Annotated in this window: 24 protein-coding genes; 21 read left to right on the top strand and 3 right to left on the bottom strand. The window is 40.6% G+C overall.

Annotated elements, in window-relative coordinates; all coding sequences use genetic code 11:
• Genes WKU33_RS06040 through spoVM form a run of 6 tightly spaced genes read left to right on the top strand, consistent with a single transcriptional unit; the run spans position 1 to position 5,148 of the window.
• Positions 1-759, top strand: a complete 759-nt coding sequence (locus WKU33_RS06040; RefSeq protein ID WP_156855503.1) for a Stp1/IreP family PP2C-type Ser/Thr phosphatase — start codon at positions 1-3, stop codon at positions 757-759.
• Positions 756-2,822, top strand: a complete 2,067-nt coding sequence (gene pknB / locus WKU33_RS06035; RefSeq protein WP_156855502.1) for a Stk1 family PASTA domain-containing Ser/Thr kinase — start codon at positions 756-758, stop codon at positions 2,820-2,822. Before WKU33_RS06040 ends, pknB begins: the two co-directional genes overlap by 4 nt.
• Entirely contained in the window at positions 2,823-3,707 is an 885-nt protein-coding gene (gene rsgA, locus WKU33_RS06030; RefSeq protein WP_340453669.1) for a ribosome small subunit-dependent GTPase A, read from the top strand.
• Position 3,708: 1 nt separating this feature from the next.
• Positions 3,709-4,368: a ribulose-phosphate 3-epimerase gene (rpe, locus tag WKU33_RS06025; RefSeq protein WP_156855500.1), complete on the top strand. Its 660-nt coding sequence runs from the start codon at positions 3,709-3,711 to the stop codon at positions 4,366-4,368.
• 3 nt (positions 4,369-4,371) lie between these two features.
• Positions 4,372-5,025, top strand: coding sequence for a thiamine diphosphokinase (locus WKU33_RS06020; RefSeq protein ID WP_156855499.1), 654 nt, complete (start codon positions 4,372-4,374; stop codon positions 5,023-5,025).
• Positions 5,026-5,037: 12 nt separating this feature from the next.
• Positions 5,038-5,148, top strand: coding sequence for a stage V sporulation protein SpoVM (gene spoVM / locus WKU33_RS06015; RefSeq protein ID WP_229782517.1), 111 nt, complete (start codon positions 5,038-5,040; stop codon positions 5,146-5,148).
• Positions 5,149-5,403: 255 nt separating this feature from the next.
• Here the strand turns inward: spoVM and rpmB are convergent, their stop codons facing one another.
• Positions 5,404-5,592, bottom strand: coding sequence for a 50S ribosomal protein L28 (gene rpmB / locus WKU33_RS06010; RefSeq protein WP_156855498.1), 189 nt, complete (start codon positions 5,590-5,592; stop codon positions 5,404-5,406).
• Between the two features lie 288 nt (positions 5,593-5,880).
• On the opposite strand from rpmB, the gene WKU33_RS06005 reads away from it, so the two are divergent.
• The 5 genes from WKU33_RS06005 to recG all read left to right on the top strand — a co-directional run bounded on the left by WKU33_RS06005 (position 5,881) and on the right by recG (position 11,925).
• Entirely contained in the window at positions 5,881-6,243 is a 363-nt protein-coding gene (locus WKU33_RS06005) for an Asp23/Gls24 family envelope stress response protein (RefSeq protein ID WP_156855497.1), read from the top strand.
• A gap of 130 nt (positions 6,244-6,373) precedes the next feature.
• On the top strand, positions 6,374-8,035 hold the full coding sequence (locus WKU33_RS06000) for a DAK2 domain-containing protein (RefSeq protein ID WP_156855496.1): 1,662 nt from the start codon (positions 6,374-6,376) through the stop codon (positions 8,033-8,035).
• 284 nt (positions 8,036-8,319) lie between these two features.
• Positions 8,320-8,982, top strand: coding sequence for an L-serine ammonia-lyase, iron-sulfur-dependent subunit beta (gene sdaAB, locus WKU33_RS05995; RefSeq protein WP_156855495.1), 663 nt, complete (start codon positions 8,320-8,322; stop codon positions 8,980-8,982).
• Between the two features lie 19 nt (positions 8,983-9,001).
• The gene (gene sdaAA, locus WKU33_RS05990) at positions 9,002-9,877 is read left to right on the top strand and encodes an L-serine ammonia-lyase, iron-sulfur-dependent, subunit alpha (protein ID WP_156855494.1); all 876 of its coding nucleotides are present in this window, start codon (positions 9,002-9,004) and stop codon (positions 9,875-9,877) included.
• 14 nt (positions 9,878-9,891) lie between these two features.
• On the top strand, positions 9,892-11,925 hold the full coding sequence (recG, locus tag WKU33_RS05985; protein ID WP_340453664.1) for an ATP-dependent DNA helicase RecG: 2,034 nt from the start codon (positions 9,892-9,894) through the stop codon (positions 11,923-11,925).
• Positions 11,926-12,417: 492 nt separating this feature from the next.
• Here the strand turns inward: recG and WKU33_RS05980 are convergent, their stop codons facing one another.
• The gene (locus WKU33_RS05980; protein WP_336251628.1) at positions 12,418-12,735 is read right to left on the bottom strand and encodes a hypothetical protein; all 318 of its coding nucleotides are present in this window, start codon (positions 12,733-12,735) and stop codon (positions 12,418-12,420) included.
• Positions 12,736-13,436: 701 nt separating this feature from the next.
• Between WKU33_RS05980 and fapR the strand changes: the two genes are divergently transcribed.
• From fapR to rnc, 6 genes are all read left to right on the top strand, one after another.
• Positions 13,437-14,012: a transcription factor FapR gene (gene fapR, locus WKU33_RS05975; protein ID WP_156855490.1), complete on the top strand. Its 576-nt coding sequence runs from the start codon at positions 13,437-13,439 to the stop codon at positions 14,010-14,012.
• Position 14,013: 1 nt separating this feature from the next.
• Complete coding sequence (gene plsX / locus WKU33_RS05970; protein ID WP_336251629.1) at positions 14,014-15,009, top strand: phosphate acyltransferase PlsX; 996 nt, start codon at positions 14,014-14,016, stop codon at positions 15,007-15,009.
• 5 nt (positions 15,010-15,014) lie between these two features.
• On the top strand, positions 15,015-15,953 hold the full coding sequence (gene fabD / locus WKU33_RS05965) for an ACP S-malonyltransferase (RefSeq protein WP_156855488.1): 939 nt from the start codon (positions 15,015-15,017) through the stop codon (positions 15,951-15,953).
• Positions 15,954-16,694, top strand: coding sequence for a 3-oxoacyl-[acyl-carrier-protein] reductase (fabG, locus tag WKU33_RS05960; protein WP_156855487.1), 741 nt, complete (start codon positions 15,954-15,956; stop codon positions 16,692-16,694).
• Positions 16,695-16,842: 148 nt separating this feature from the next.
• Positions 16,843-17,079, top strand: a complete 237-nt coding sequence (gene acpP, locus WKU33_RS05955) for an acyl carrier protein (protein WP_156855486.1) — start codon at positions 16,843-16,845, stop codon at positions 17,077-17,079.
• Between the two features lie 82 nt (positions 17,080-17,161).
• Positions 17,162-17,854: a ribonuclease III gene (rnc, locus tag WKU33_RS05950; protein WP_156855485.1), complete on the top strand. Its 693-nt coding sequence runs from the start codon at positions 17,162-17,164 to the stop codon at positions 17,852-17,854.
• A 22-nt stretch (positions 17,855-17,876) separates the two neighbouring features.
• Here rnc and WKU33_RS05945 read toward each other — a convergent pair whose 3' ends face one another.
• Positions 17,877-18,101 carry a DUF1128 family protein gene (locus WKU33_RS05945; protein ID WP_156855484.1) on the bottom strand — a complete coding sequence of 75 codons (225 nt, stop codon included), beginning with the start codon at positions 18,099-18,101 and terminating at the stop codon, positions 17,877-17,879.
• A gap of 224 nt (positions 18,102-18,325) precedes the next feature.
• Here WKU33_RS05945 and smc point away from each other — a divergent pair, with 224 nt between their 5' ends.
• The 4 genes from smc to ffh all read left to right on the top strand — a co-directional run bounded on the left by smc (position 18,326) and on the right by ffh (position 24,667).
• A complete protein-coding gene (smc, locus tag WKU33_RS05940) occupies positions 18,326-21,892 on the top strand; it encodes a chromosome segregation protein SMC (RefSeq protein ID WP_340453659.1) in 3,567 nt (1,188 codons plus the stop codon).
• A 15-nt stretch (positions 21,893-21,907) separates the two neighbouring features.
• On the top strand, positions 21,908-22,909 hold the full coding sequence (ftsY, locus tag WKU33_RS05935) for a signal recognition particle-docking protein FtsY (RefSeq protein ID WP_156855482.1): 1,002 nt from the start codon (positions 21,908-21,910) through the stop codon (positions 22,907-22,909).
• 77 nt (positions 22,910-22,986) lie between these two features.
• Positions 22,987-23,304, top strand: coding sequence for a putative DNA-binding protein (locus WKU33_RS05930; protein ID WP_156855481.1), 318 nt, complete (start codon positions 22,987-22,989; stop codon positions 23,302-23,304).
• A gap of 13 nt (positions 23,305-23,317) precedes the next feature.
• Entirely contained in the window at positions 23,318-24,667 is a 1,350-nt protein-coding gene (ffh, locus tag WKU33_RS05925; RefSeq protein WP_156855480.1) for a signal recognition particle protein, read from the top strand.
• The last annotated feature ends 5 nt before the right edge of the window (positions 24,668-24,672 follow it).

Here is a 24,672-nt window from a genome sequence, read left to right as displayed (position 1 = left end):
ATGGAAGCATACTTTATAACGGATGTCGGCAAGGTGCGAAGCCATAACGAAGATTCAGGCGGCATCTTTTATAATCAGGCAAATCAAGTGCTCGCAATCGTCGCTGATGGAATGGGAGGTCATTCTGCCGGAGAAGTTGCGAGCGAACTTGCGACAAATTTCATTCAACAGAAATGGGAAAAAGAAGTCCAGTTTCAACAGGCAACGGAACTGGAAGCTTGGATATTGGAGACGGTAAAAGAAGCGAATGACGTCGTCTATACGGAAGCAAAAGAACAAGTAGAGCTTGAAGGAATGGGCACTACTGTTGTCCTTGCTGCCTGCACAGATGAATTCATCACGATCGCCCATATTGGAGACAGTCGTGGCTATTTATATAACGACGGAAAGCTAAAGCAACTTACTGAGGATCATTCGTTAGTTAATGAATTGCTCCGTGCCGGACAAATTTCACCCGATGATGCAGCCTACCATCCAAGGAAAAATGTTTTAGTACGTGCACTTGGAACAGAGGCAATGACAGAATGTGAGATTCAGACAATTGGTTGGGAAGTGGAAGATAAACTGTTACTATGTTCTGATGGGTTGACCAATAAACTAATGGATGCAGAAATAGAGGATATCCTGTCTAAACAAGCTGTTTTGCAGGAAATAGGTGAAGAAATGATTGGTCTTGCAAACGAGCGTGGTGGAGAGGACAACATCTCGATCGCACTTATACACCATGAACAGGCAGTGAGAGCGGGTGAAACGGAATGAGACAAGGCCAGCTATTAAATGAACGCTACAAGATCATTAAAAAGATTGGTAGCGGTGGTATGGCAGAAGTTTATCTTGCGCGCGATACAATCCTGGAGCGTGATGTTGCAATTAAAGCACTCCGGAGTGAGTATATTAACGACACGGAATTTACTACCCGCTTTGACAGGGAAGCACAAGCTGCAACGAGCCTGACTCATCCTAATATTGTAAATATCTTTGATGTTGGGGAAGAAGAAGACAATCTTTATATGGTTATGGAATATGTTGACGGTTTAACATTGAAAGAATACATACAACAACAAGGCCCGATTGAGGTCAATGAAGCGGTAGATATTGTTAAGCAAATCATATCAGCTATTGCCCATGCCCATGATAATGATATTGTCCATCGGGATATTAAACCGCAAAATATTCTGATGAACAGCTTTGGTCAAGCAAAGGTCACGGACTTTGGAATTGCGATTGCGTTAAGTGCCACTTCACTCACTCAGACGAATTCCATTCTCGGCTCTGTCCACTACCTATCTCCTGAACAGGCAAGAGGCGGTATGGCAACGAAAAAATCGGATATTTATTCGATTGGGATTCTGTTTTACGAGTTATTAACCGGTCGCTTGCCTTTTTCCGGTCAATCACCTGTGTCGATTGCTTTGAAACATTTACAAAGTAAAACACCATCTGTAAGACAATATAATCCAGATATACCACAGAGTGTAGAAAATATCGTATTAAAAGCAACTGCAAAAGACCCGTTCCACCGTTACCAGTCCATCTATGAACTTGAAGATGCAGTCAACCATGCACTTGATCCGGACCGGCTGAACGAACCGCCCTACGAACCACCAGTAGAAGCCGGCGAGGAAACGCGGGCGATTCCAATTATAACCGATGATCAGTTTCATGGTTCGGAAAATGAGGAAACAATCGTAAGTAAGCCAAATAATACAACGAAATCTTATCCTCCAAAACCGGATGAAAAAGGAAATAAAAAGAAAGGCAAGAAACCGAAAGAAAAGAAGAAAAAAAGCAAGAAGAAAAAGTGGTTGCTCATTATAAGTATACTCTTCGTTTTGCTTGCGGCTACTGTTGTTGTGTTATTTTTTGTGCCTGGAATTTTGTTGCCAAAAGATGTTGAGCTTATTGACGTCGTGGGAGAAGAATATGAGGATGCAAAAGAGCAGCTAGAGAATTTGAATCTTATTGTTGAGGAAGAACTCACATTTTCCGATGAAGTTGAAGAGGGACATGTTATTTCCATGAGTCCGTCTGCTGGGCGTACAGTGAAAGAAGAATCAACGGTTACATTAACTGTAAGTGAAGGGAAAGAACATTTTCCGATGGAGGATTATGTCGGACAAGATATCGATCAAGTGATGCATATCTTAGAAGGTGAAGGATTCGATCCAGAGAATATTTTCACCGTTGAAAAACATTCCGATCGTCCATCAGGAGAAATTACGAATCAACTCCAGCCCTCACCAGATACAGAGGTCATCCCGAGCGAAACCCGGGTAATATTCGAAGTGAGTATTGGTCCTGAGCTGATCAGTTTGAATAATTTAACGGGTATGACAGAGAAAGAAGCAAGGGATTATTTGGAAAAGAATAATCTTGTGTTCACAAAACATGAAGAGAATTCGGATAATGTAGAAGAAGGCAAAGTAATCCGACAATCACCTGAGTCTGGAACTGAACTGGAAGAAGGCGCATCCGTTGATGTATATATTTCCACCGGTCCACGTGAAATACCACCAACCTCCCACCGTATCACGCTTACTGTTCCTTACACAGGAAATAGCGAGGATGAAGATGATGAAACAGGAGAAGAAGGTACGGAAGAAGAGGAGACACCAGAAGAGCCGGTAGAACAGACCGTACGTATTTATATTGGTGACGTGAATAACAATGTTTCGGATGTTTATGAAGAATTAACAATTACGGAAGATACTCCGGTAACTTTCACACTTCTCATTGCTTACAATGACGAAGCGGAATATATCATTACGAGAGACGATGAAATTGTGACGAACGATGTAGTATCTTATGAAGAGGGTGACTAAATGGAGGAAGGCAGAATTATTAAAGCATTAAGCGGCTTCTATTATGTGAAGACAGAAGACGGGTCAATCTATCAATGCCGCGGGAGAGGGGTATTCCGTAACCAGAATATTACCCCCCTCGTCGGTGATCTTGTGACCTTCGAGTATGAAGATCCAAATGAAGGATATATCATGGAAATTAAGCCCCGTTCGAATGAGCTGGTACGGCCGCCGATTGCCAATATAACACAAGCGATTATCGTTACTTCTGCTAAAGCACCTGATTTCAATGAGACATTATTAGATCGTTTTTTAGTACTTATCGAGTCGAGAGACATTCAACCAGTCATTTTTATTACAAAGATGGATTTAACATCTGCCGCAGAAAAAGAAAAAATGGAATCGTACCGCAAGTTATACGAGAATATTGGTTATCGTACAGAGCTGCTATCCATGAAGGACGGGCAAGGCTTTAATGCTCTCGAGCACTATTTTAAGGATCATATTACTGTTATTGCTGGTCAGTCTGGTGTTGGAAAATCAACTATTCTTAATATGCTTGACGACTCCCTTGATTTAAAGACAGGTGAGATATCTGAAAGCCTTGGAAGAGGGAGACATACGACAAGACATGTTGAATTGCTCGAAATGTATAATGGTCTTGTTGCAGATACACCGGGTTTTAGCTCCCTTGAATTCGATACATTGGAAGCAAATGAATTATCTTATTGTTTCCCCGAATTTCGCGAACGATTGGGAGACTGTAAATTTAGGGGATGTATGCATCTAAAAGAACCTAAATGTGCAGTAAAAGCAGCAGTTTCAACAGGAGAAATTGCCGCATCACGTTACGGAAATTATGTAAGATTTTTAGAAGAAATTATGTTGAGAAAGCCGAGGTATTAACATGGTAAAAATTGCACCATCTATTTTATCTGCTGATTTTGCTCAATTAGGTAATGAAATTAAGGAAGTCGCTACATATGGCGCTGATTATATTCACGTTGATGTGATGGATGGCCATTTCGTTCCTAATATTACGATTGGCCCATTAATTGTCGAGGCGATACGCCCGGTAACAGAACTCCCGCTTGATGTCCATTTAATGATTGAAAATCCAGATCAGTATATCCCTGCATTTGCAAAGGCTGGAGCGGATATTATAACGGTTCATCAGGAAGCTTGCACCCACTTGCACCGCACGATCCAATTAATACGGGATAATGGCGTAAAGGCGGGGGTAGTAATTAATCCAGCAACTCCTGCAGAACTCTTGTTACCAATCCTAAAAGACATTGATATGGTACTAATCATGACAGTAAACCCAGGCTTTGGTGGTCAGAAATTTATCCCAGAGACGGTGAATAAGATTCGTCAGCTTGACAGCTGGCGGAAAGAAATGGGTCTTTCCTTTGAAATTGAAGTGGATGGCGGAGTCAACACAGACACTGCAAAAATTTGTACAGATGCAGGAGCAGACGTACTTGTCGCTGGTAGTGCTATTTTCAGCCAGCCAGATAGAAAACAAGCAATTAAAGCAATTGTTGATGCGACAAGGGATGAATAATACATGAATCACCTCACAATTGGAATTGTAGGCAGTGGCCCGGGAGAAACATTGCCAGATCTCACCATTTATAAGCGTACAGTGGATTTGTGGATCGGTGCGGACCGTGGCGCTCTCCATATTCTTCGTTCCGGTTTAGAAATTCATGATGCGGTGGGGGATTTTGATTCTGTTACGACAGAAGAAATGAAACTTATCCGGGAAAAGGTAAGTAATTTTAATAAGCTGCCGAGTGAGAAAGATGAAACAGATTTAGAACTAGCGTTAAACAAAGCTTTTCAACTTCAACCGGCAACAATTCTTTTATTCGGGGTGACAGCCGGCAGGAAAGATCATGAATTAATAAATATCCAGCTATTATACCGAATTCTAGAAAAAGGGATAATCGGCAAAATCATTGATAGACAAAATCAATTAGTTTTAACGAAACCGGGAACACATACAATAGAGAGAGACCCTGATTATCCGTATGTATCTTTCGTTCCATTCAGTGAGGTTGTAGAAGGTATTACGCTAAATGGCTTTTATTATCCGTTAGAGAATGAAACAATCACCTGGGGATCAACACTTTGCATCTCCAATGAACTATCTCATGAAAGTGGGAATTTTTCGTACAGACGAGGCATATTATTATTAATAAAGAGTAGAGATTCTTAAGAGGCGTGAAGCTTGGTTTGTACGAAGGAGGGGGAACCTATTAAATTCTATACGATTAAGCTCCCAAGGTTTATTGGTGGATTTGTGAAAGTGGTCATGGGTGTATTTAAAAAAGATAAATAAAAAACACGGCTTTTGTCCATTACGCGACAGAAGCTGTGTTTTTTGCTTTAGAGACTTGATTAAATTTAGAATATGTTCAACCGTTTGCTACTGGAGATGCGCAGTTCCGATATCTCTCGCTTTCCGCGGGGAGAGTGCTACGGATCTGGATAGAAAGCTTGGTTTACAAGTTGGCATTTGGACAAAATAAAAAAGCACTCTTGGATTAGAGTACTTTTTTGGGGTTGTACACAATTCATCATGGAGCCCATGCGATTATACGCGCTCTACTTTACCTGATTTCAAAGCACGTGCGGATACATATACACGTTTTGGTTTACCATCTACCATGATACGTACTTTTTGTACATTCGCTTTCCATTTACGTCTGTTGGAGTTCATAGCATGAGAACGTAGATTTCCGCTGCTCGTTTTACGTCCAGTTACAACACATTTTCTAGCCATGACATTCCCTCCTTACTATACCAAATATCATTTTCATACTTATATAATTTATCACAAGTTAACTGAGAATGCAACGAAACTTTTTTTGCTGCAAAGAAAAATTGCTTGACAGATAGAAAAAAATCCGCCATTGTAAGAAGAGAAAATAACGAGCTTGTAAATCACACATTCACTTTTAAAAAAAGGTGGATTGTAGTAGAATAGCCTTATGCTTTATAAGTTAGTATAGGACAAGGCTTTATTAATTATTTTATTTTTACGAAATTGAAATCATGAAGGAGGATCCTCATGTCCATTGAACTTCACACAAACGATGGTCAAGTTACAATCACTAATGATGTCATCGCAACGATTGCCGGAGGTACAGCTGTAGAATGTTACGGGATTGTAGGTATGGCATCCAAAAGTCAAATACGTGATGGGATCGCTGAAATTTTACGGAAAGAAAACTATTCCCGCGGTATCGTAGTCCGGCAGGAAGATGAAGAATTGCATATCGATCTATATATCATCGTAAGCTATGGCACGAAAATTTCTGAGGTTGCGAGCAATGTGCAGTCTCAAGTGAAATATACACTGGAACAATCATTAGGCCTATCTATTGACTCGGTAAATATATACATCCAAGGAGTCCGAGTGTCTAACGATTAAGGAAAACTACATGGAATTGCTAACGCCTGTTAATCTCCTCTCTACTGTTTTCGTACAAGTTACTGAACAGTTCCTGACCGTATGAGCAGTTAACAGGAGTTAGGCATGGTTTATTTAAGGAGGAAGTATGGTGACTATACATAAGTTAGATGGTAGTCTGTTAACACAGATGATCCTCTCCGGAGCACATCACCTATCGAACAATGCACAAAAAATCGACGCATTAAATGTGTTTCCGGTACCGGACGGGGATACAGGAACAAATATGAACTTATCAATGACCTCAGGTGTAAATGAAGTGAAGCAAACGGATTCAGACGATGTTTCTGTTATTGCAAATGCATTTGCTAAAGGTTTATTGATGGGGGCGCGAGGAAACTCAGGTGTTATCCTGTCACAAATTTTCCGCGGATTTGGTAGAGGAATGGAAAATTTAGAAACATTGGAAGCAGAAGACTTTGCCCATGCATTCGAAGCTGGAGTGACTACAGCCTATAAAGCGGTAATGAAACCTGTAGAGGGAACAATCCTTACTGTTGCAAAAGATGCAGCTAATAAAGCAGTAGAAATTGCTAAGGTGGAAACAGATATTATCGCCCTCATGGAGAAAACTTTAATTGAAGCGAAGGCATCCTTAAAGCGTACACCGGATTTACTTCCTGTTTTAAAAGAAGTTGGTGTTGTTGATTCGGGAGGACAGGGATTAGTGACGATTTATGAAGGATTCCTAGCGGCGCTTAAAGGGGAAGAACTTCCAGAAGAAACAGTTGAAGTAGAGATGGAAGATCTTGTCAATGCGGAACATCATAAAATAACGCAAGATTTCATGGATACATCTGAAATTGTTTACGGATATTGTACAGAGTTTATGGTTAAATTTGAAGACGATAAGCTAAAAGACTATCCATATAATGAAGAGGAATTCCGTGAAACATTAAGTGAAATAGGGGATTCCTTACTTGTTGTTTCCGATGATGAAATTGTTAAAGTTCATGTTCATTCCGAACAGCCAGGAGATTGTTTAACACTCGGACAGCGCTACGGTAGTTTGATTAACATGAAGATCGAAAATATGCGTGAACAGCATAGTGCGATTGTTAGCAACAAAGAAAAAACAAACACACCGATAGAAAAAGCCGAGTATGGCATTGTTACCGTTACAATGGGGGCTGGACTTAAAGCGTTGTTTGAAAGTCTCGGGGCCACAGTAGTTATTGAGGGCGGACAAACAATGAATCCGAGCACGAAGGATATTACAGAAGCAATAACGAGAGCCCATGCTAAAAATGTACTCGTTCTGCCAAACAATAAGAATATCCAAATGGCAGCTGAGCAGGCAGCAGACATCGCGGACGAAAATGTCGCTGTAGTTCCGACAAGAACAATCCCTCAAGGGATCAGTGCCATGCTTGTCTTTGATCCTGAAGCTGAGTTAGCAGCGAACCAGGAAGCGATGGAGGCGGCTAGTAAAGAAGTGAAAACTGGCCAAATTACGTATGCCGTTCGTGATACGCAAATTGATGGGATAACGATTGAAAAAGATCACTTTATGGCAATTGAAGATGGTAAGATTATTGCTTCCAACGAAAAGAAACAAGAAGCTGTCAAATCGTTATTAAACGAACTTATCACAGAAGACGATGAAATCTTGACCATTCTTTATGGTGAAGATGTTACAGAAACAGAAGTCGCTGAGATAGAAGCTTATGTTGAAGAGTACTTTGAGGATATAGAGATTGAAATCCATAACGGAGAACAGCCAATCTATTCCTATATCTTCGCTGTCGAATAAACCAAATCACCAACCGCATCTACCAAACAACCTCGGTACGATGCGGTTTTTTAGTCCATCATAAGAACGGTCACGTCATGTGACGAGCTCCGTAACTAGAACAACCTTTGGCCAAGGTGAGACCTTAGTGCTTAGCCCGAAGATTAACCTGTTCGCCTACGGAAAGCGAGAGATATCGGAATTGCGGACCTTGAGTAGAAAAACCTTCCTGTATTATGCATGCTGTAAGCTTTTTTGCTATAATTGGAGTGGAAATGAGTAGTCGATAAAAGGCGGTGTTTAAGATGAAATATAATTCCGTATTCGATATTATTGGACCGGTGATGATTGGGCCATCAAGCTCACATACGGCAGGAGCTGCGCGAATTGGGCTTGCTGCACGCAATTTGTTTGGAAAACAGCCAACATGGGCGAAAATCTATCTCTATGAATCTTTCGCCAAAACGTACAAAGGCCATGGAACAGATTTTGCACTTGCAGGTGGATTACTTGGATTTGCAACAGATGACGTCAGGATGAGCAAAGCTTTAACTATTGCAAAAGAAAATGGATTGGAAATTGAATTTATTGAAGATAACTCACGTGTAGATCACCCGAATACTGCAAGACTCCTTATCGGTGATGATAAAGACAAGTTAGAATTAGTCGGAATTTCAATTGGTGGCGGAAAAGTAGAAATTACTGAATTGAACGGATTCCAGTTAAGGCTTTCAGGAAACCATCCGGCGATTCTTATTATGCATAACGACCGCTTTGGGACTATTGCATCGGTAACCGAAGTATTGGCGAAACACGAAATTAACATCGGACATATGGAAGTGAACCGGAAAGATGTCGGGAAAGAGGCGCTAATGGTCATTGAAGTCGACCAAAATGTCGATGATAATCTATTAAAAGAATTACAATCTAGGGAACATATTATCCAGATTTCGAAAATAGAAAGTTAGAATCGAAAGGGGAATGCACATGTTTCGCACAATTGCTGAATTGGTGGAAATTGCAGAGACGAAAAACATACCGATTTCGGAAGTAATGATTCTTCAGGAAATGGATGTTAAAGAGCGCAGCCGTGAAGACATAGTTTTAGAAATGGAAAAGAATTTGCAAGTGATGGAAAATGCTATTGAACGAGCATTACAAGGTGTACAGTCAGTAACCGGGCTTACAGGCGGAGACGCAGTGCTTGTACAGAAATATATGCAAGAGAAAACACCGTTATCTGGACCAATCCTACTTGATGCAGTCAGTAAAGCGATGGGGACGAATGAAGTAAATGCTGCGATGGGGGTTATTTGTGCTACACCAACAGCTGGGAGCGCCGGATGTGTACCGGGGACACTTTTTGCGGTGAAGAACCAGTTGAACCCGACCCGTGAGCAAATGATCCGTTACTTATTCACTGCAGGAGCTTTCGGTTTTGTTGTAGCGAACAATGCGTTTATTTCAGGTGCCGCTGGTGGATGTCAAGCTGAAGTCGGTTCAGCAGGCGCGATGGCAGCGGCTGCAATTGTGGAAATGGCAGGTGGTACTGCTCAACAATCTGCTGATGCCTTTGCGATTACATTAAAAAATATGCTCGGTTTAGTTTGTGATCCAGTAGCTGGATTAGTTGAAGTGCCTTGCGTAAAACGGAATGCGCTAGGTTCCTCTCAAGCGATTGTTTCTGCTGATCTCGCTTTAGCTGGTGTAACAAGCAGGATTCCAGCAGATGAAGTAGTTGGTGCAATGTACCGGATTGGCAGACAGATGCCCTCAAGTCTTCGGGAGACTGGGGAAGGAGGTCTTGCTGATACTCCAACGGGAAGACTTTTAAAGGAAAAAATATTTGGTGTTTCTGTTTAGAAAGAGTGATTGCCTTGCTTAACGAATCAGTAAAAAATGTAAAAGGAATCGGGGGAAAATTTGCCGAAGATTTAAACCTAATGAATGTATATACGATTGAAGATTTGTTGCATTATTTGCCGTATAAATATGACGTATTGGAAGTTTTACCGCTAAGCGAACTAATCCATGAAGATAAAGTAACGATTGTGGGAAGGATTTTATACGAGCCTTCCCTTACTTTTTATGGAAGAAAAAAGTCGCGTTTAGTATTAACGGTAGATGTTGAGAATGTTGCAATCAAAGCGGTAATGTTCAATCGCGCGTTCGCGAAGAAACAATTGAATGCAGGGGATACTGTTACGCTTACTGGTAAATGGGACGCCCATAGACTGCAGATTACCGTCAGCAACTATCGCAAGGGTGCCCAGGAAGATTCGACAGAAATCCAACCAATGTATTCTGTAAAAGGAGACATAACAAATTACCGGTTGAAAAAGGTGATTTCTCAAGCGCTTGAAGATTATGGTGACCAAATAACAGAGATTCTTCCTGAGTCCTATTTAACAGCATATAAGCTACCATCTCGGAAAGATGCGGTAGAAATGCTGCACTTTCCGCAAAATCGTGTTCAACTGAAGCATGCACGAAGAAGATACATTTATGAGGAATTTTTACTTTTCCAGTTGAAAATGCAGCTTTTACGTAAGAAGCATCGAGAAGCAACAGAAGGGAATGCACAAAAGTATGATGAAGAAAAAGTGAACAGCTTTATCGAACGATTTCCTTTCAAATTAACAAATGCGCAAAATTCCTCACTTGAAGAAATTCTCTTAGACATGCGTTCTTCATACCGGATGAATCGGTTGTTGCAGGGTGATGTAGGTTCAGGGAAGACTGCAGTTGCAGCCATCTGTCTTTATGCTTCTTTGACAGCCGGAAAACAAGGGGCATTAATGGTCCCAACGGAAATACTTGCGGAACAGCATTATCAATCCTTACAAGAATTGTTCGGGGAGCTTGCGAATGTGCGTCTTCTTACAGGGTCGGTGAAGACGAAGGAGCGTAGAGAGATATTAACTGGACTTGAGGCGGGGGATGTAGATTTAATCATCGGTACCCATGCATTGATTCAAGATGATGTCCTATTCCAAGATCTCGGTCTTGTGATTGTTGATGAACAGCATCGTTTCGGAGTAGAGCAGCGCCGAACGCTAAGGGATAAAGGACTGCATCCCGACGTGTTATTTATGACGGCAACTCCGATTCCCCGTACGCTGGCAATTACGGCTTTTGGTGACATGGATGTGTCCCAAATAAATGAGATGCCAGCTGGGAGAAAAGAAGTAGAAACCCTCTGGGTAAAAGAAAATATGTTTGAGCGTATTTTGAATTTTATAATCAAACATGTGGAAAGTGGTGAACAAGCATATCTCATCAGCCCACTCATCGAAGAATCCGATAAATTGGATATCCAGAATGCCGTCGATCTTTATCATCAATTGGTTGAGTTTTTCCCACCGGAAATAAAGGTTGGCTTAATGCACGGCCGTCTTCCAGCTGATGAAAAAGATGCGGTTATGAAAGAGTATGCTGAAAACAAAATTCAAGTTCTCGTTTCAACAACAGTTGTTGAAGTTGGAGTGAATGTTCCAAATGCCACAATTATGGTTATTTATGATGCTGAACGCTTCGGGTTGGCGCAACTTCACCAGTTGCGAGGGAGAGTTGGAAGAGGCGACAAGCAAAGTTATTGTATCTTGATTGCTGAACCGAAGAATGATGTGGGGAAGGAAAGAATGAGCATTATGACAGAGACAAATAACGGATTTGAATTGGCGGAAAGGGATCTGCAGCTCCGGGGTCCTGGTGACTTCTTTGGGAGAAAGCAAAGTGGGATCCCGGAATTTAAAGTAGCGGATATGGTACATGATTATCGGGCACTTGAAACGGCAAGAAATGATGCAACTTATATTGTCAATCAGGAATTGCTCGAGACAGATGACGAATACAGAAAACTACGGGAGTTGCTCGAAACAGATCCAGACCTTCATACGAAATTAGATTGATTTTCTCAGAATGGCTTGCATTTCGTATTATATCTTACTGTTGTAATGCTTATAAGCCCTCAAATCCTTTGATACCTAGGGGTTTGAGGGTAGTGTTTTTAAAACCACTTCCAAAAGTATCCTCAGTTATATATTGCTTTGGTTTTAGCGACAATTTGGTAACAGAACAGGCATATTTCTTTTTATATGGTCCATTCTTCTCTCACACAATTTTTCCGTTACTTTAAAATCGTGAGTCAAGTTTTGAATTAATAAAAGATCATCGAAATCATATCTCTGAACCATGTATAGGGAAGGGCAACATACATTGTAAATAGATTCGCATCCCATTCCTGCAGTTTACGAAATGCTTTAAGCATCATGGACTGGTGGTCCGCGTGCCGAAATAGTGGCAAAACTCGTGAAAAAGTGTTCGCGTTGTTTTTCAAAAACACACCAAAATAAACGTTATCCTGGTGTGTTTAGTCGTGGTGTATTAATACTGTGTTATTACTAAGCTCTATTTTTAATTTTAAATATTTCCCGATCATGTTCGCCGACTTTTTTGTCGAGGTATTCGAGGTCTTCTTTAGTGGCTAAATCATTCAATGTAGACAAGATTTCGTTATGCTTTTCAGTTGCCTTTTCTTGGTTTTCTTTAATAACTGAAATGTCCTCAGCGTTCTTTACGGCTTGCTTGGAGATAGAATCAATTTTTAGATTTATAGATTCTAAATCATTCTTTGTTGCCATTTTCGTTTCAATTGCTGTGATTTTCTCGTTCATAGCTTTAAGTTCTTTTAGTAACAATTCCATTCCATTTTCCTTCATTTGTTCTCCTCCTCTACACATTTAGTCTTGTTGTTTATTCTTCTTCTCTGCCTCAGATACGATAAATTGGAAATTGCTTTCCAATTTATTAATCTCTTCAGGTCCCATCGATTCCCATTTGTCTTTGTCAAAAAATCTAGATTGATCTATGTTGTATTACACCTATCTACTCGTACAAGTAAATTGTACACCATAAAACCTCTTTTTTGAATAAAGTACAGGAAGATTGTATAAACGCTATTAGCAATAAGCTTCTTGTACTTTATACTTCGAGTTAAGTATAATAATCTTGTATAGGTAAGTGTCTTTAACTACTTAACCGCAGTTTTATTGGACGACTCAATAATATTTTTTATAAACGGTGCTTATTAAAACGAAGTATTGATATTTATTCATTTAGCATTGCTACACTTGAGCTTTAGTGAAAAAAATGCTACCCTTTAATAAGCATTTGTGTTACTATTAGTACCAAGTCTTAAAGTGAACTTTATTCAGGGGGGCGACGCACAGAATGTGTTAGTGCCAACGTTGCGACAGAACGTTTCTTTTTAGTCGACGTTTCATCCTCAACTGAATGTTAGTTGAACCAATCGGGAAGTCACTGGCTGTTGAATCTCCCACTTAGAATTAAATGGTTGTATCTTTTAGTGGAATCCTTCAGTCAGTTACACTGCGATAAAGTACGGTGTGGAAGGTGCAGAATGAAAAAAACAAAAGCAGAAAGACAGCAGCTTCTAAAAGAGAAAATCGAGGAAATTCCATTTATTACAGATGAACAATTGGCGAATGAATTTAATGTAAGCATTCAAACGATCCGGTTAGACCGGATGGAACTCGGTATTCCTGAAATGCGTGAGCGAATTAAGTCCGTTGCGAAAGACCAATGGAATGAAACGGTTCGTGCTTTGCAAATTGAAGAGGTGATTGGTGAAATCATTGATTTAGAACTGGATGAGCGAGCAATTTCTATTTTGGATATCTCAAAAGATCTTGTCTTTTCAAGAAACAAGATTGCTAGAGGGCACCATTTATTCGCCCAAGCCAATTCACTTGCGGTAGCTGTAATCAATGATGAACTGGCATTGACTGCCAAATCGGAAATCACCTTTACCCGCCAAGTAAAGGAAGGTGAGCGGGTTATTGCCAAAGCAACGGTCGAAGGAAAAAATGATAAAGGGTTGACAGTTGTTCGCGTTACAAGTTATGTAGAACAGGAAGTTGTGTTTACAGGCACTTTTCAAATGTTCCAATCCAATGAGGAAACAGGTGACGAATAATATGAAATTAGCAATAGATGCAATGGGTGGTGACCATGCACCGAAAGAAATCGTCGAAGGTGCAATGGACGCTATTCGTGAGTTTGACGACTTATCGATTACATTAATAGGTGACGAAGCGAAAATCAAAACTTATTTAACAGATTCGAAAAACATCTCAATCATACATACAGAAGAAGTAATTACGAGTGAAGATGAACCGGTACGGGCCGTTCGTCGTAAAAAGGATGCCTCCCTTGTATTGATGGCTAAAGAAGTTAAAGAGGGAAGAGCGGATGCTTGTATTTCTGCTGGAAATACTGGTGCCTTAATGAGTGCCGGTCTCTTTATCGTTGGACGGATTCCAGGGATTTCCCGTCCGGCATTAAGTCCAACACTTCCGACTATTAATGGACAAGGTTTCGTGTTTCTTGATGTTGGGGCAAATGTAGAAGCGAAAGCAAGCCATTTGCTGCAGTACGGTATTATGGGATCGATCTATTCGGAAAAGGTAAGAGGAATTAAAAATCCGACTGTAGCCCTTTTAAACGTTGGGACCGAAGACGCCAAAGGAAATGAACTAACGAAGAAAGCCTTTGAATTGCTGGGAGAAGCACCAATCAATTTTATCGGAAACGTCGAAGCTCGTGATTTGTTTGATCATGCAGCAGATGTCGTTGTAACGGATGGTTTTAGCGGGAATGTTGCATTAAAGACAATTGAGGGGACAGCACAAACTGTTTTTACCTTACTCAAAGAAACGTTTATGTCCTCTATTAAAACGAAACTCGCTGCAGGTCTTGTGAAAAATGACTTAGGAGCACTGAAAAACCGGTTAGATTACTCAGAATATGGCGGAGCTGGTCTTTTCGGCCTTGCTGCACCGGTCATTAAAGCCCACGGTTCATCGAAAAGCCGGGCGATTGTTAACGCAATACGTCAAGCGAAACATATGGTTGACCATGATGTAACAGAAATGATAGGCGAAACGATAGGAACAATGAATGTAGAGGAGTGAGTGATATGAAACGGGTAGCATTTATGTTCCCTGGGCAAGGTTCCCAAGCTGTTGGGATGGGGAAAGAATTTTATGATACGTATCCAGAAGTGAAAGAATTCTTTCACCGAGCGAATGATTTATTAAATAAAGATATTACAGATATAATGTTTAACGGACCTCAAGAAACGCTAACGGAAACGGAAAATGCTCAACCTGCACTCCTGCTTACGAGTGTAGCGATCGAGCAAGTTTTGCTAAAAGAAGGTATTCAACCAATTATGACAGTCGGCCATAGTCTCGGTGAATACAGTGCATTAGTGGCTTCCGGATCTATATCCTTTGAAGACGCCGTCCCCCTTGTTGCAACAAGAGGTCGCTTGATGGAGCGAGCTTTTCCAAAGGGGCAAGGAACGATGGCTGCAGTCCTTGGTCTTTCTGAAGAAGAAATCACAGAAGTCTTACAGGGAATTAAGGAGGAAGTAGTTGATCTTGCTAACTTGAATTGTCCTGGACAAATTGTTATTTCGGGTTCTGTAAAAGGCATTGAAATCGCTGCAGAACAATTAAAACAAAAAGGTGCAAAACGAGTTCTTCCGCTTAATGTCAGTGGACCATTCCATTCCAGGCTAATGAAAACGGCGAACGAAGAATTTGCAAGTTACTTAGATGGGATTGAGATTAACAATGCAAGCATTCCAGTCTATGCAAATGTCTCTGCTACTCCGGTGACAGCAAAAGATGAAATTAAAGATTTACTCATCAAGCAGCTTTATTCACCAGTTCAATTTGAAGCATCCATTCGGGCTATGATGACAGAAGAAATCGATGCTTTTGTTGAAATAGGAAACGGTAAAGTATTATCTGGCCTGCTCCGGAAAATCGACCGAAAAACGAAAACATTTGCTGTGCAAGATACGAAATCATTACACGACTTTTTGGAATGGTACAAGGAGGATGCTTAAATGTTAAAGGGCAAAAGCGTATTAGTAACTGGTGCGTCTAGAGGTATCGGCAGAACGATTGCAATTGAATTTGCAAAGCAAGGAGCCAATGTTGCTGTTAACTATGCAGGAAGTGAAGCGAAAGCAAAAGAAGTAGCTGAAGAACTTAAAAGCTATGGTGTCCAATCGTTCCCGGTTCAAGCCAACGTTTCAGACGAAGATAGCGTAAAAGCAATGGTAAAAGAAGTAATTAATGAATTCGGCAGCTTGGACGTCCTTGTAAATAATGCTGGTGTTACGAGAGATAATTTATTGATGCGTATGAAGGAAGAAGAATTTGACGATGTTATTAACACAAATTTAAAAGGTGTCTTCCTTTGTACGAAAGCCGTAACAAGGCAAATGATGAAGCAACGTGCGGGCAGAATTGTCAATGTTGCGTCGATTGTCGGAGTAAGCGGAAACCCAGGACAAGCCAATTACGTAGCAGCAAAAGCAGGAGTAATCGGGCTTACAAAGACAACAGCAAAAGAACTAGCTTCCCGAAACATTTTAGTGAATGCAGTTGCGCCGGGCTTTATCTCAACAGATATGACCGATGCACTAAATGATGAACAAAAGGAAGCTATGCTATCGATGATCCCGTTAGATCGCTTTGGTGAACCGGAAGATGTCGCGAAAGTTGTGCGCTTCTTAGCCTCCGAAGACGCTAGCTATATCACCGGACAAACGATACATATTGATGGCGGAATGGTGATGTAACAAACAAAGGTGTAGCGCCATTACAATAAGTTTCGCGGACGCCTGGGACCCGGAGATCACTCGACTCACCGAAGAGTGTTTGTACTTATTTGGTCTTTGCCGGGCAGAGAGCAGACGTGGCTATTAACTTTGAAGGGAGGTGAACGGTGTGGCAGATGTGTTTGAACGTGTAAAAGAAATCATTGTTGATCGTCTTGATGTAGAAGAGGAAAAAGTTACGTTGGAAGCGTCATTTAAAGATGACCTTGAAGCGGATTCCCTTGACGTAGTTGAGCTTGTAATGGAGCTTGAAGACGAATTCGACATGGAAATCGCTGATGAAGAAGCTGAGAAAATTAATACAGTGGGTGACGCTGTAAATTATATCAACAGTGTTTCTCAATAATAAAAGAGGGAAGAGGCTGGGATTTTACATACAATGAGAGTGTTTTATCCCGGTCTCTTCATATTTTGAAGAGGTGAGCTGTATGGATTTGAGTGAACTAGAACAACAGCTGCAGATTAATTTTAAGCAAAAATCATTGTTACATCAGGCATTTACCCATTCATCCTATGTGAATGAGCATCGTCAAGAAGAGTTTTCGGACAATGAAAGATTGGAATTCCTTGGGGATGCGGTACTAGAGTTGGGTGTTTCCCAATATCTTTATTCCACCTACCAGCAGATGCCGGAGGGGGAATTGTCGAAGTTACGTGCATCTATTGTTTGTGAGCCTTCATTAGAAAACTTTGCAAGGGATTTACAATTTGGAGAGTATTTACTGCTTGGCAGGGGCGAAGAGCAAACGGGTGGAAGAGATCGTCCTGCCATATTAGCGGACGTCTTTGAAGCGTTTTTAGGTGCATTGTATCTCGATCAAGGCTATGAAAAAGTTCTTGAGTTTTTAGGGGAACATGTCTTTCCGAAAATAAAAATTGGCGCTTTTTCGCATGGGATGGATTATAAAAGCAAGCTTCAGGAATTTGTGCAACAAGATAAAAACCAAAAGGTGACTTATGAAGTTGTAGAAGAAAAAGGTCCCTCACATGATCGGGAATTTCTCGTTCACGTAAGTATCAATGGAAAAACAATTGGCGAAGGACTCGGCAGATCCAAAAAAGAAGCCGAACAACGCGCCGCAAAACTTGCGTTGGATCAATTAAATGGACCGAAAAAATAAATCAGTGGGAAAATCCACTGATTTATTTTTTACGAATGGCAGCTAATTCATCGACAAATGCCTGTGATTCTAGAGCGCTTAATTTGCCTTTGTTGATAATGACCTGGTGTAATAATTTCAAATCATCGTATTTGTCCAAATCATAGTCTTCCGCATCAAATAGACCACGATTAGCAACATTTAAATGATCTGCAAGCTCATGAAGCATTATCGCTAAGTTTTCTTGACTAACCTCGTCAAAAGACATGAAACCCCTCCCGAAATAATAGCCTGAAGCTGTATGATAGATAAAAATATCCATTTAAATATACCAATTCCATCTCAATGTTGCAAATTACGAATCGTATCCGCTGGAAAATGTATGCCAGACTTCTTTTGGCAAGTAGATTATGATAAAATGAATAAGTTGAAAAACCTTATATATACAAGCGATTTCCCAAAAGTTGTTTGTTATATAATAGGAGAATGAATATGTATTTAAAAAAATTGGAAAGTCTCGGCTTTAAGTCGTTTGCGGAACGAATTTCGATTGAATTTGTTCCAGGTGTAACCGCGGTAGTCGGACCAAATGGTAGTGGAAAAAGTAATATAACCGACGCGATACGTTGGGTGTTGGGCGAGCAATCTGCGAAATCTTTACGCGGTTCCAAAATGGAAGATATCATATTCCAAGGAAGTGACACCCGTAAAGCATTAAATGTTGCCGAAGTGACCCTCGTATTGGATAACAAAGATAAAGCTTTGCCCCTTGAATATGAAGAAGTCAGTGTAACAAGAAGGGTTTATCGTTCTGGGGAAAGTGAATTCTATATTAATAAACAATCCTGCCGATTAAAAGATATTATCGATCTATTTATGGATTCCGGATTAGGAAGAGAAGCTTTCTCCATTATCAGTCAAGGGAAAGTAGAAGAAATCCTTAGTTCGAAAGCGGAAGAAAGAAGAACGATTTTTGAAGAAGCTGCAGGTGTTTTAAAATATAAACAACGGAAGAAGAAATCAGAATATAAGCTTGCAGAAACACAAGAGAACTTGAACAGAGTGGAAGACATACTTCATGAAATCGAATCACAACTCGGACCACTCGAGGAACAAAAGAATACCGCAAATCAGTACTTAACTTTAAAGGACCAGTTGAAAGAGAAGGAAATCTCCTTACTAATCGCAGAAATAGAAACGCTCCATGAACAATGGAAGACGATCAAACAACAGCTTGGAACAGAAAATGAGAAGCATATCGCATTAAAAGCGGAGATTCAACAAAAAGAAGTATGGATTGAAGAACAGAAAGAACAGAACTTGCAGTTGGATGAAAGAATTGAGGAACTGCAAGGGAAACTACTCCAATCGACAGAACAACTGGAGAAATTGGAAGGGAAAAAGCAACTCCTCTCCGAACGCAGTAAGCATCACGGAGAAAATAAACAAAAACTGTTGGACGACCAGAAATATACAGAGTCTCAGCTGAGAAATACAGAAGAGCAGTTAAAAGAAGAAGAAGAAAAACGAAAAACGTTCTTAGCCGAAAAGGAAAAAATAAGAGAATCAATTAAAGATCTTGAAACGAAATTGAGTCGAACAGAAGAAACAATAGCAGAACAAATTGAAGAATTAAAATCTGACTATATCGAGCTTTTGAATGAACAGGCTGCTAGTCGCAATGAATTGCAGTCGATTGATAGACAATCGGAACAATATAATAATAAAAATCAAAGACAAGCTGAAAGGTTCAAAGCATCCCTCGAAGAAAGAAAGAAGCTTGAACAAGTAAGAGAGGAAGCAGAAAAAGAGCGGCAGCGGCAGCAGGAAATTTGTGAGACAAGTGAGCAGAAGATCAAACAGCTTAGGATTGATGTAGAAGCGAATCGCAGACAATTCCAAGATATGCAGAAGAAGCTGTATCAAGGTTATCAATATATCGAAAAGTTAAAATCCAAAAAAGAAATGCTTGAGGAAATGAAGGAAGATTTTCAAGGCTTCTTTCACGGTGTAAAGGCAATTCTGAAGGCAAGGGAAAAGGGAGAATTACAGCAGATTGAAGGAGCAGTTATTGAGCTTATTGAAGTCCCTAAAGCTTATATCCTTGCAATTGAAACAGTTCTTGGAGGCCAGGCACAACATATTGTCGTTCCAGATGAACGAATTGCCCGTACAGCAATTACTTGGTTGAAGAAGACAAATAACGGTAGAGCAACGTTTCTACCACTTACAACTATTCAAGAAAGGTATGTTCCAAGGCAGCTAGTTGAGCGAATAAAAGAACATCACGGATTCGTTGGTATTGCAGCTGAATTAGTAGAGACAACGCCAAATTATCAGCGTGCCGTTAATCACTTGATGGGGCATGTCATCATTACCGAGACACTGAAAGATGCAAATGAAATTGCTGGACTAACAGGCAGAAAATATCGGATTGTAACGCTCGAAGGTGACGTTGTCGCTCCAGGTGGGGCAATGACAGGTGGAGCCACCAGACAAAAGAACCAGTCCTTATTTACAAGAGAGAAGGAACTGGAAGAGTTACGAGATAAATTAACGAGCTACGAACCCCGAACTGAAACTTTTGCCAAACGAGTGGAAGAACAAAAAAGAATCACGGAAGAAAAAGAACGGGAATTGCGGTCTGAGGAACAAACATTGACGACCGAACAACAGCAATTACAAGCCTTGCAATCTTCTTTTCATGAAGTTGAATTGCAATTGAAATCATTAAATGACAGTCTCTCCCTTTATGATCAGGAAGAGAAACAATACCTAGAAGACACGGAGTATCTGAAACAACGGAAAACGGAACTTGAGGAACGGTTGGCAGAATTGAAAATGAAACTAAAAGAGGCAGAAGCACAAATTGAACAGCTAACCAAAGAAGAATCTGCTGTTAAAGAAAACAGGGAGCTACTGCAGAATCAATATCATGAACAAAAATTATTGCTTGCAAAACAGGAAGAGCGTTACCGTAACCAATCAGATAAAGTGAAAAGCTTGAAAGAACAAGTCCAAACGACTTCAGCTATGTTGAAAGAGAATATTGAAAAATTAACAGAGCTTGATTCGATTCTTGAGAATGAAGAAACGGAAGAAACGATTGATGCAGCCATATCAGAAGAGAAGATAACAAAGGATGCGTTAACAACATCCATTCAAGAACTGCGCAATGATCGGGCAAATCGGACACAAACGATTAGTGACGAAGAGAAAGAACTGCGGGAAGAAAATAAACGTAGTCAGGCAATGCTTGCAACTATTCAACAACATGAAGTGAAGATGAACCGTCTTGATGTCGAGCTTGAGAACCGATTAACGCATTTGCAGACGGAATATACGATAACATTTGAGAAGGCCAAGCAAACTTTTGAGAAATCAACAGATATCCATCAATCGAAACAGGAAGTAGAGCAATTAAAACAACGGATTGCTAATTTAGGTACGGTTAATCTCGGGTCGATCGATGAATATGAGCGAATCCATGAAAGATACACCTTCTTGACCGAGCAACAGACTGATCTCATAGATGCGAAAACTACGCTATACAAAGTCATTGCAGAACTTGATGTAGAAATGATTGAACGATTTGAAACTACTTTTCAGGCGATAAAAGAAGAGTTCGAGACGGTGTTTAAAGAGCTGTTCGGTGGTGGAAAAGCAGAATTGAAGCTTACCGATCCGAATAAGATGTTGGAAACCGGTGTGGAAATTATTGCTCAACCTCCTGGAAAGAAACTTCAGCAACTAGGACTTCTTTCAGGTGGAGAACGGGCACTGACAGCAATTGCGTTATTATTTGCCATTTTAAGAGTCCGTCCTGTCCCTTTCTGTATTCTCGATGAGGTGGAAGCCGCGCTGGATGAAGCGAATGTAACCCGTTTTGCAAAATATGTAAAACTTTACAGTGAACAGACACAATTTATTGTAATTACCCACCGGAAAGGCACAATGGAAGAAGCAGATGTGCTATATGGTGTAACAATGCAAGAATCTGGAGTATCCCGTCTCGTTTCCGTAAAACTGGAAGAGACCGCTGATCTAGTCGAATCATAAGGAGGAAAAAGGGACATGAGTTTTTTTGATAAATTTAAAAAACGTTTTAAACAAGATGAGGAAGCTAACCAAGTTCAAGAGAAGTATAAAGAAGGCATGAAGAAGACCCGGGGAGTTTTCTCTGGCAGAATTAATGATTTACTAGCACGTTACCGTAAAGTTGATGAAGACTTTTTCGAGGAATTGGAGGAAGTTCTCATAGCTGCAGACGTAGGTGTCACGACAGTGATGGATTTAGTTGATGAACTGAAGATGGAAGTGAAACGTCAAAATATTAAAGATACAAAAGAGATCAAAGATGTTATTTCGGAAAAATTGGTAGAAATCTATTACGGGGAAGATGACGAGGATATTGAGCGCCTGAATATCCAGGAAAATGAAATGACCGTTATTTTAGTCGTTGGAGTAAACGGTGTTGGGAAAACGACCTCCATCGGTAAGCTTGCCCATCAGTTGAAGCAAGAAGGGAAAAAAGTAATGATGGCAGCAGGCGATACATTCCGTGCTGGGGCTATTGAACAACTTGAAGAGTGGGGGAAGCGCGCTGATGTTGAAGTGATTAAGCAAAGTGCCGGTAGTGATCCAGCAGCTGTGATCTATGACGGTATCCGTGCTGCCAAATCGCGTAACGCGGATGTGCTTCTATGTGATACCGCAGGCAGACTGCAAAATAAAGTTAATTTAATGAATGAACTAGAGAAAATCAAGCGTGTTATTGAAAGGGAGGTTCCTGGAGCACCGCATGAAGTATTACTAGTTCTTGACGCAACAACAGGACAGAACGCCTTAAACCAGGCGAAGACTTTCTCAGGTGCGACAGATGTATCTGGCATCGTTTTGACGAAGTTGGATGGTACAGCAAAAGGTGGTATCGTACTTGCTATCCGAAATGAATTGAAGATCCCGGTCAAATATATCGGCCTAGGAGAACAAATAGGTGATTTACAAGAGTTTGATGCTTCCTTATTTGTTTATGGTTTATTTGCTGATATGTTAGAAGAAAGTGCGGAAGAATAGGACGTTTCTTGACAGTTAAGCAATCTATTCGTTATGATTACTTGTAAAGAGATTTCACTTAACAAGGGGCGTTGCCATTGCTGGAAAAAACAATGCGCATTAATTTTTTGTTTGATTTTTATCAAGATCTTTTAACGTCAAAACAAAAAAAGTATATGAAATTATATTATTTGGAAGACCTTTCACTAAGTGAGATTTCGGAAGTGTTTTCCGTATCACGTCAAGCAGTTTATGACAATATTAAACGAACGGAAGCAATGCTCGAATCCTATGAAGAAAAGCTGAATTTATATGAAAAGTTCTGCAAGCGGACGAAGATTATGAACGAGCTGGAACAAATTGCATCCGATGAAGAAATAAAACAGTTAGTCAACAAACTAAAAGAATTGGATTAGGAGGATACCTTCTATGGCATTTGAAGGCTTAGCCGAACGCCTGCAAAGTACGATCAAGAAGATAACGGGAAAGGGTAAGGTTTCTGAACAGGATATTAAAGAAATGTCCCGCGAAATCCGGCTCGCCCTTCTTGAAGCTGATGTAAACTTTAAGGTTGTTAAAGATTTAATCAATCGTATCAAGGAACGGGCAGTTGGCCAGGAAGTAATGGAAAGTCTTACACCGGGACAGCAAGTTATTAAAATTGTCCGTGATGAATTAACTGAATTAATGGGTGGAGAAAACAGTAAAATTGCTGTAGCTGACCGTCCGCCAACTATTATTATGATGGTTGGTTTACAAGGTGCAGGTAAAACAACAACGACAGGAAAGCTTGCCAACCTCTTACGGAAAAATTATAATCGTAAGCCGATGCTTGTAGCGTGTGACGTCTATCGACCGGCTGCGATCAAGCAACTGGAAACCCTTGGTAGTCAATTGGATATGCCTGTTTTCTCTCTAGGAACAGAGGCAAATCCGGTAGATATCGCCAAGCAGGCAATTGAAAAAGCGAAAGAAGACCATCATGACTATGTCATTATTGACACGGCTGGTCGTTTACACGTGGACACGGAATTAATGACAGAACTTGAGGAAATTAAGAAAATCGCAAACCCGGATGAGATATTCCTTGTTGTTGACGCCATGACTGGTCAAGATGCAGTTAATGTTGCAGAAAGCTTTAATGATCAGCTGGATATTAGCGGAGTTGTATTAACGAAACTCGACGGGGATACCCGAGGCGGTGCTGCATTATCCATTAAAGCGGTCACCGATAAGCCGATTAAATTTGCTGGTATGGGGGAGAAACTTGATCAGCTTGAACCTTTCCATCCTGAACGAATGGCTTCCAGAATTCTTGGAATGGGTGACGTCTTATCATTAATCGAGAAAGCCCAGACGAATGTTGATGAGAAACAGGCGAAAGCGTTAGAGGAGAAAATGCGTTCCATGTCTTTCACCTTTGACGATTTCCTGGAACAAATGGATCAAGTAAAACAAATGGGACCACTTGACGAACTACTAGGCATGCTGCCGGGTGCTGGTAAGATGAAAGGGTTGAAAAACGCCCAAATTGATGAAAAACAGCTCGCGCAGGTTGAAGCAATCGCTAAATCCATGACGAAAAAAGAGCGCCAGGAACCGGGTATTATTAACGCCAGCAGGAAGAAGCGAATTGCAAAAGGTTCTGGTACAACCGTTTCCCAGGTGAACCGGTTGCTCAAGCAATTTGATGAAATGAAGAAAATGATGAAGCAAATGACTAATATGCAAAAAGGGAAAAAGGGTAAAGGTGGCGGCTTCAAACTGCCATTTATGTAAAACAA

This window comes from Oceanobacillus sp. HCA-5259 (assembly GCF_037892815.1).
Classification (GTDB): Bacteria; Bacillota; Bacilli; order Bacillales; family Amphibacillaceae; genus Oceanobacillus; species Oceanobacillus indicireducens.
The sequence above is the reverse complement of the archived record's forward strand: the minus strand, read 5'-3'. Positions and strand labels throughout refer to the sequence as shown.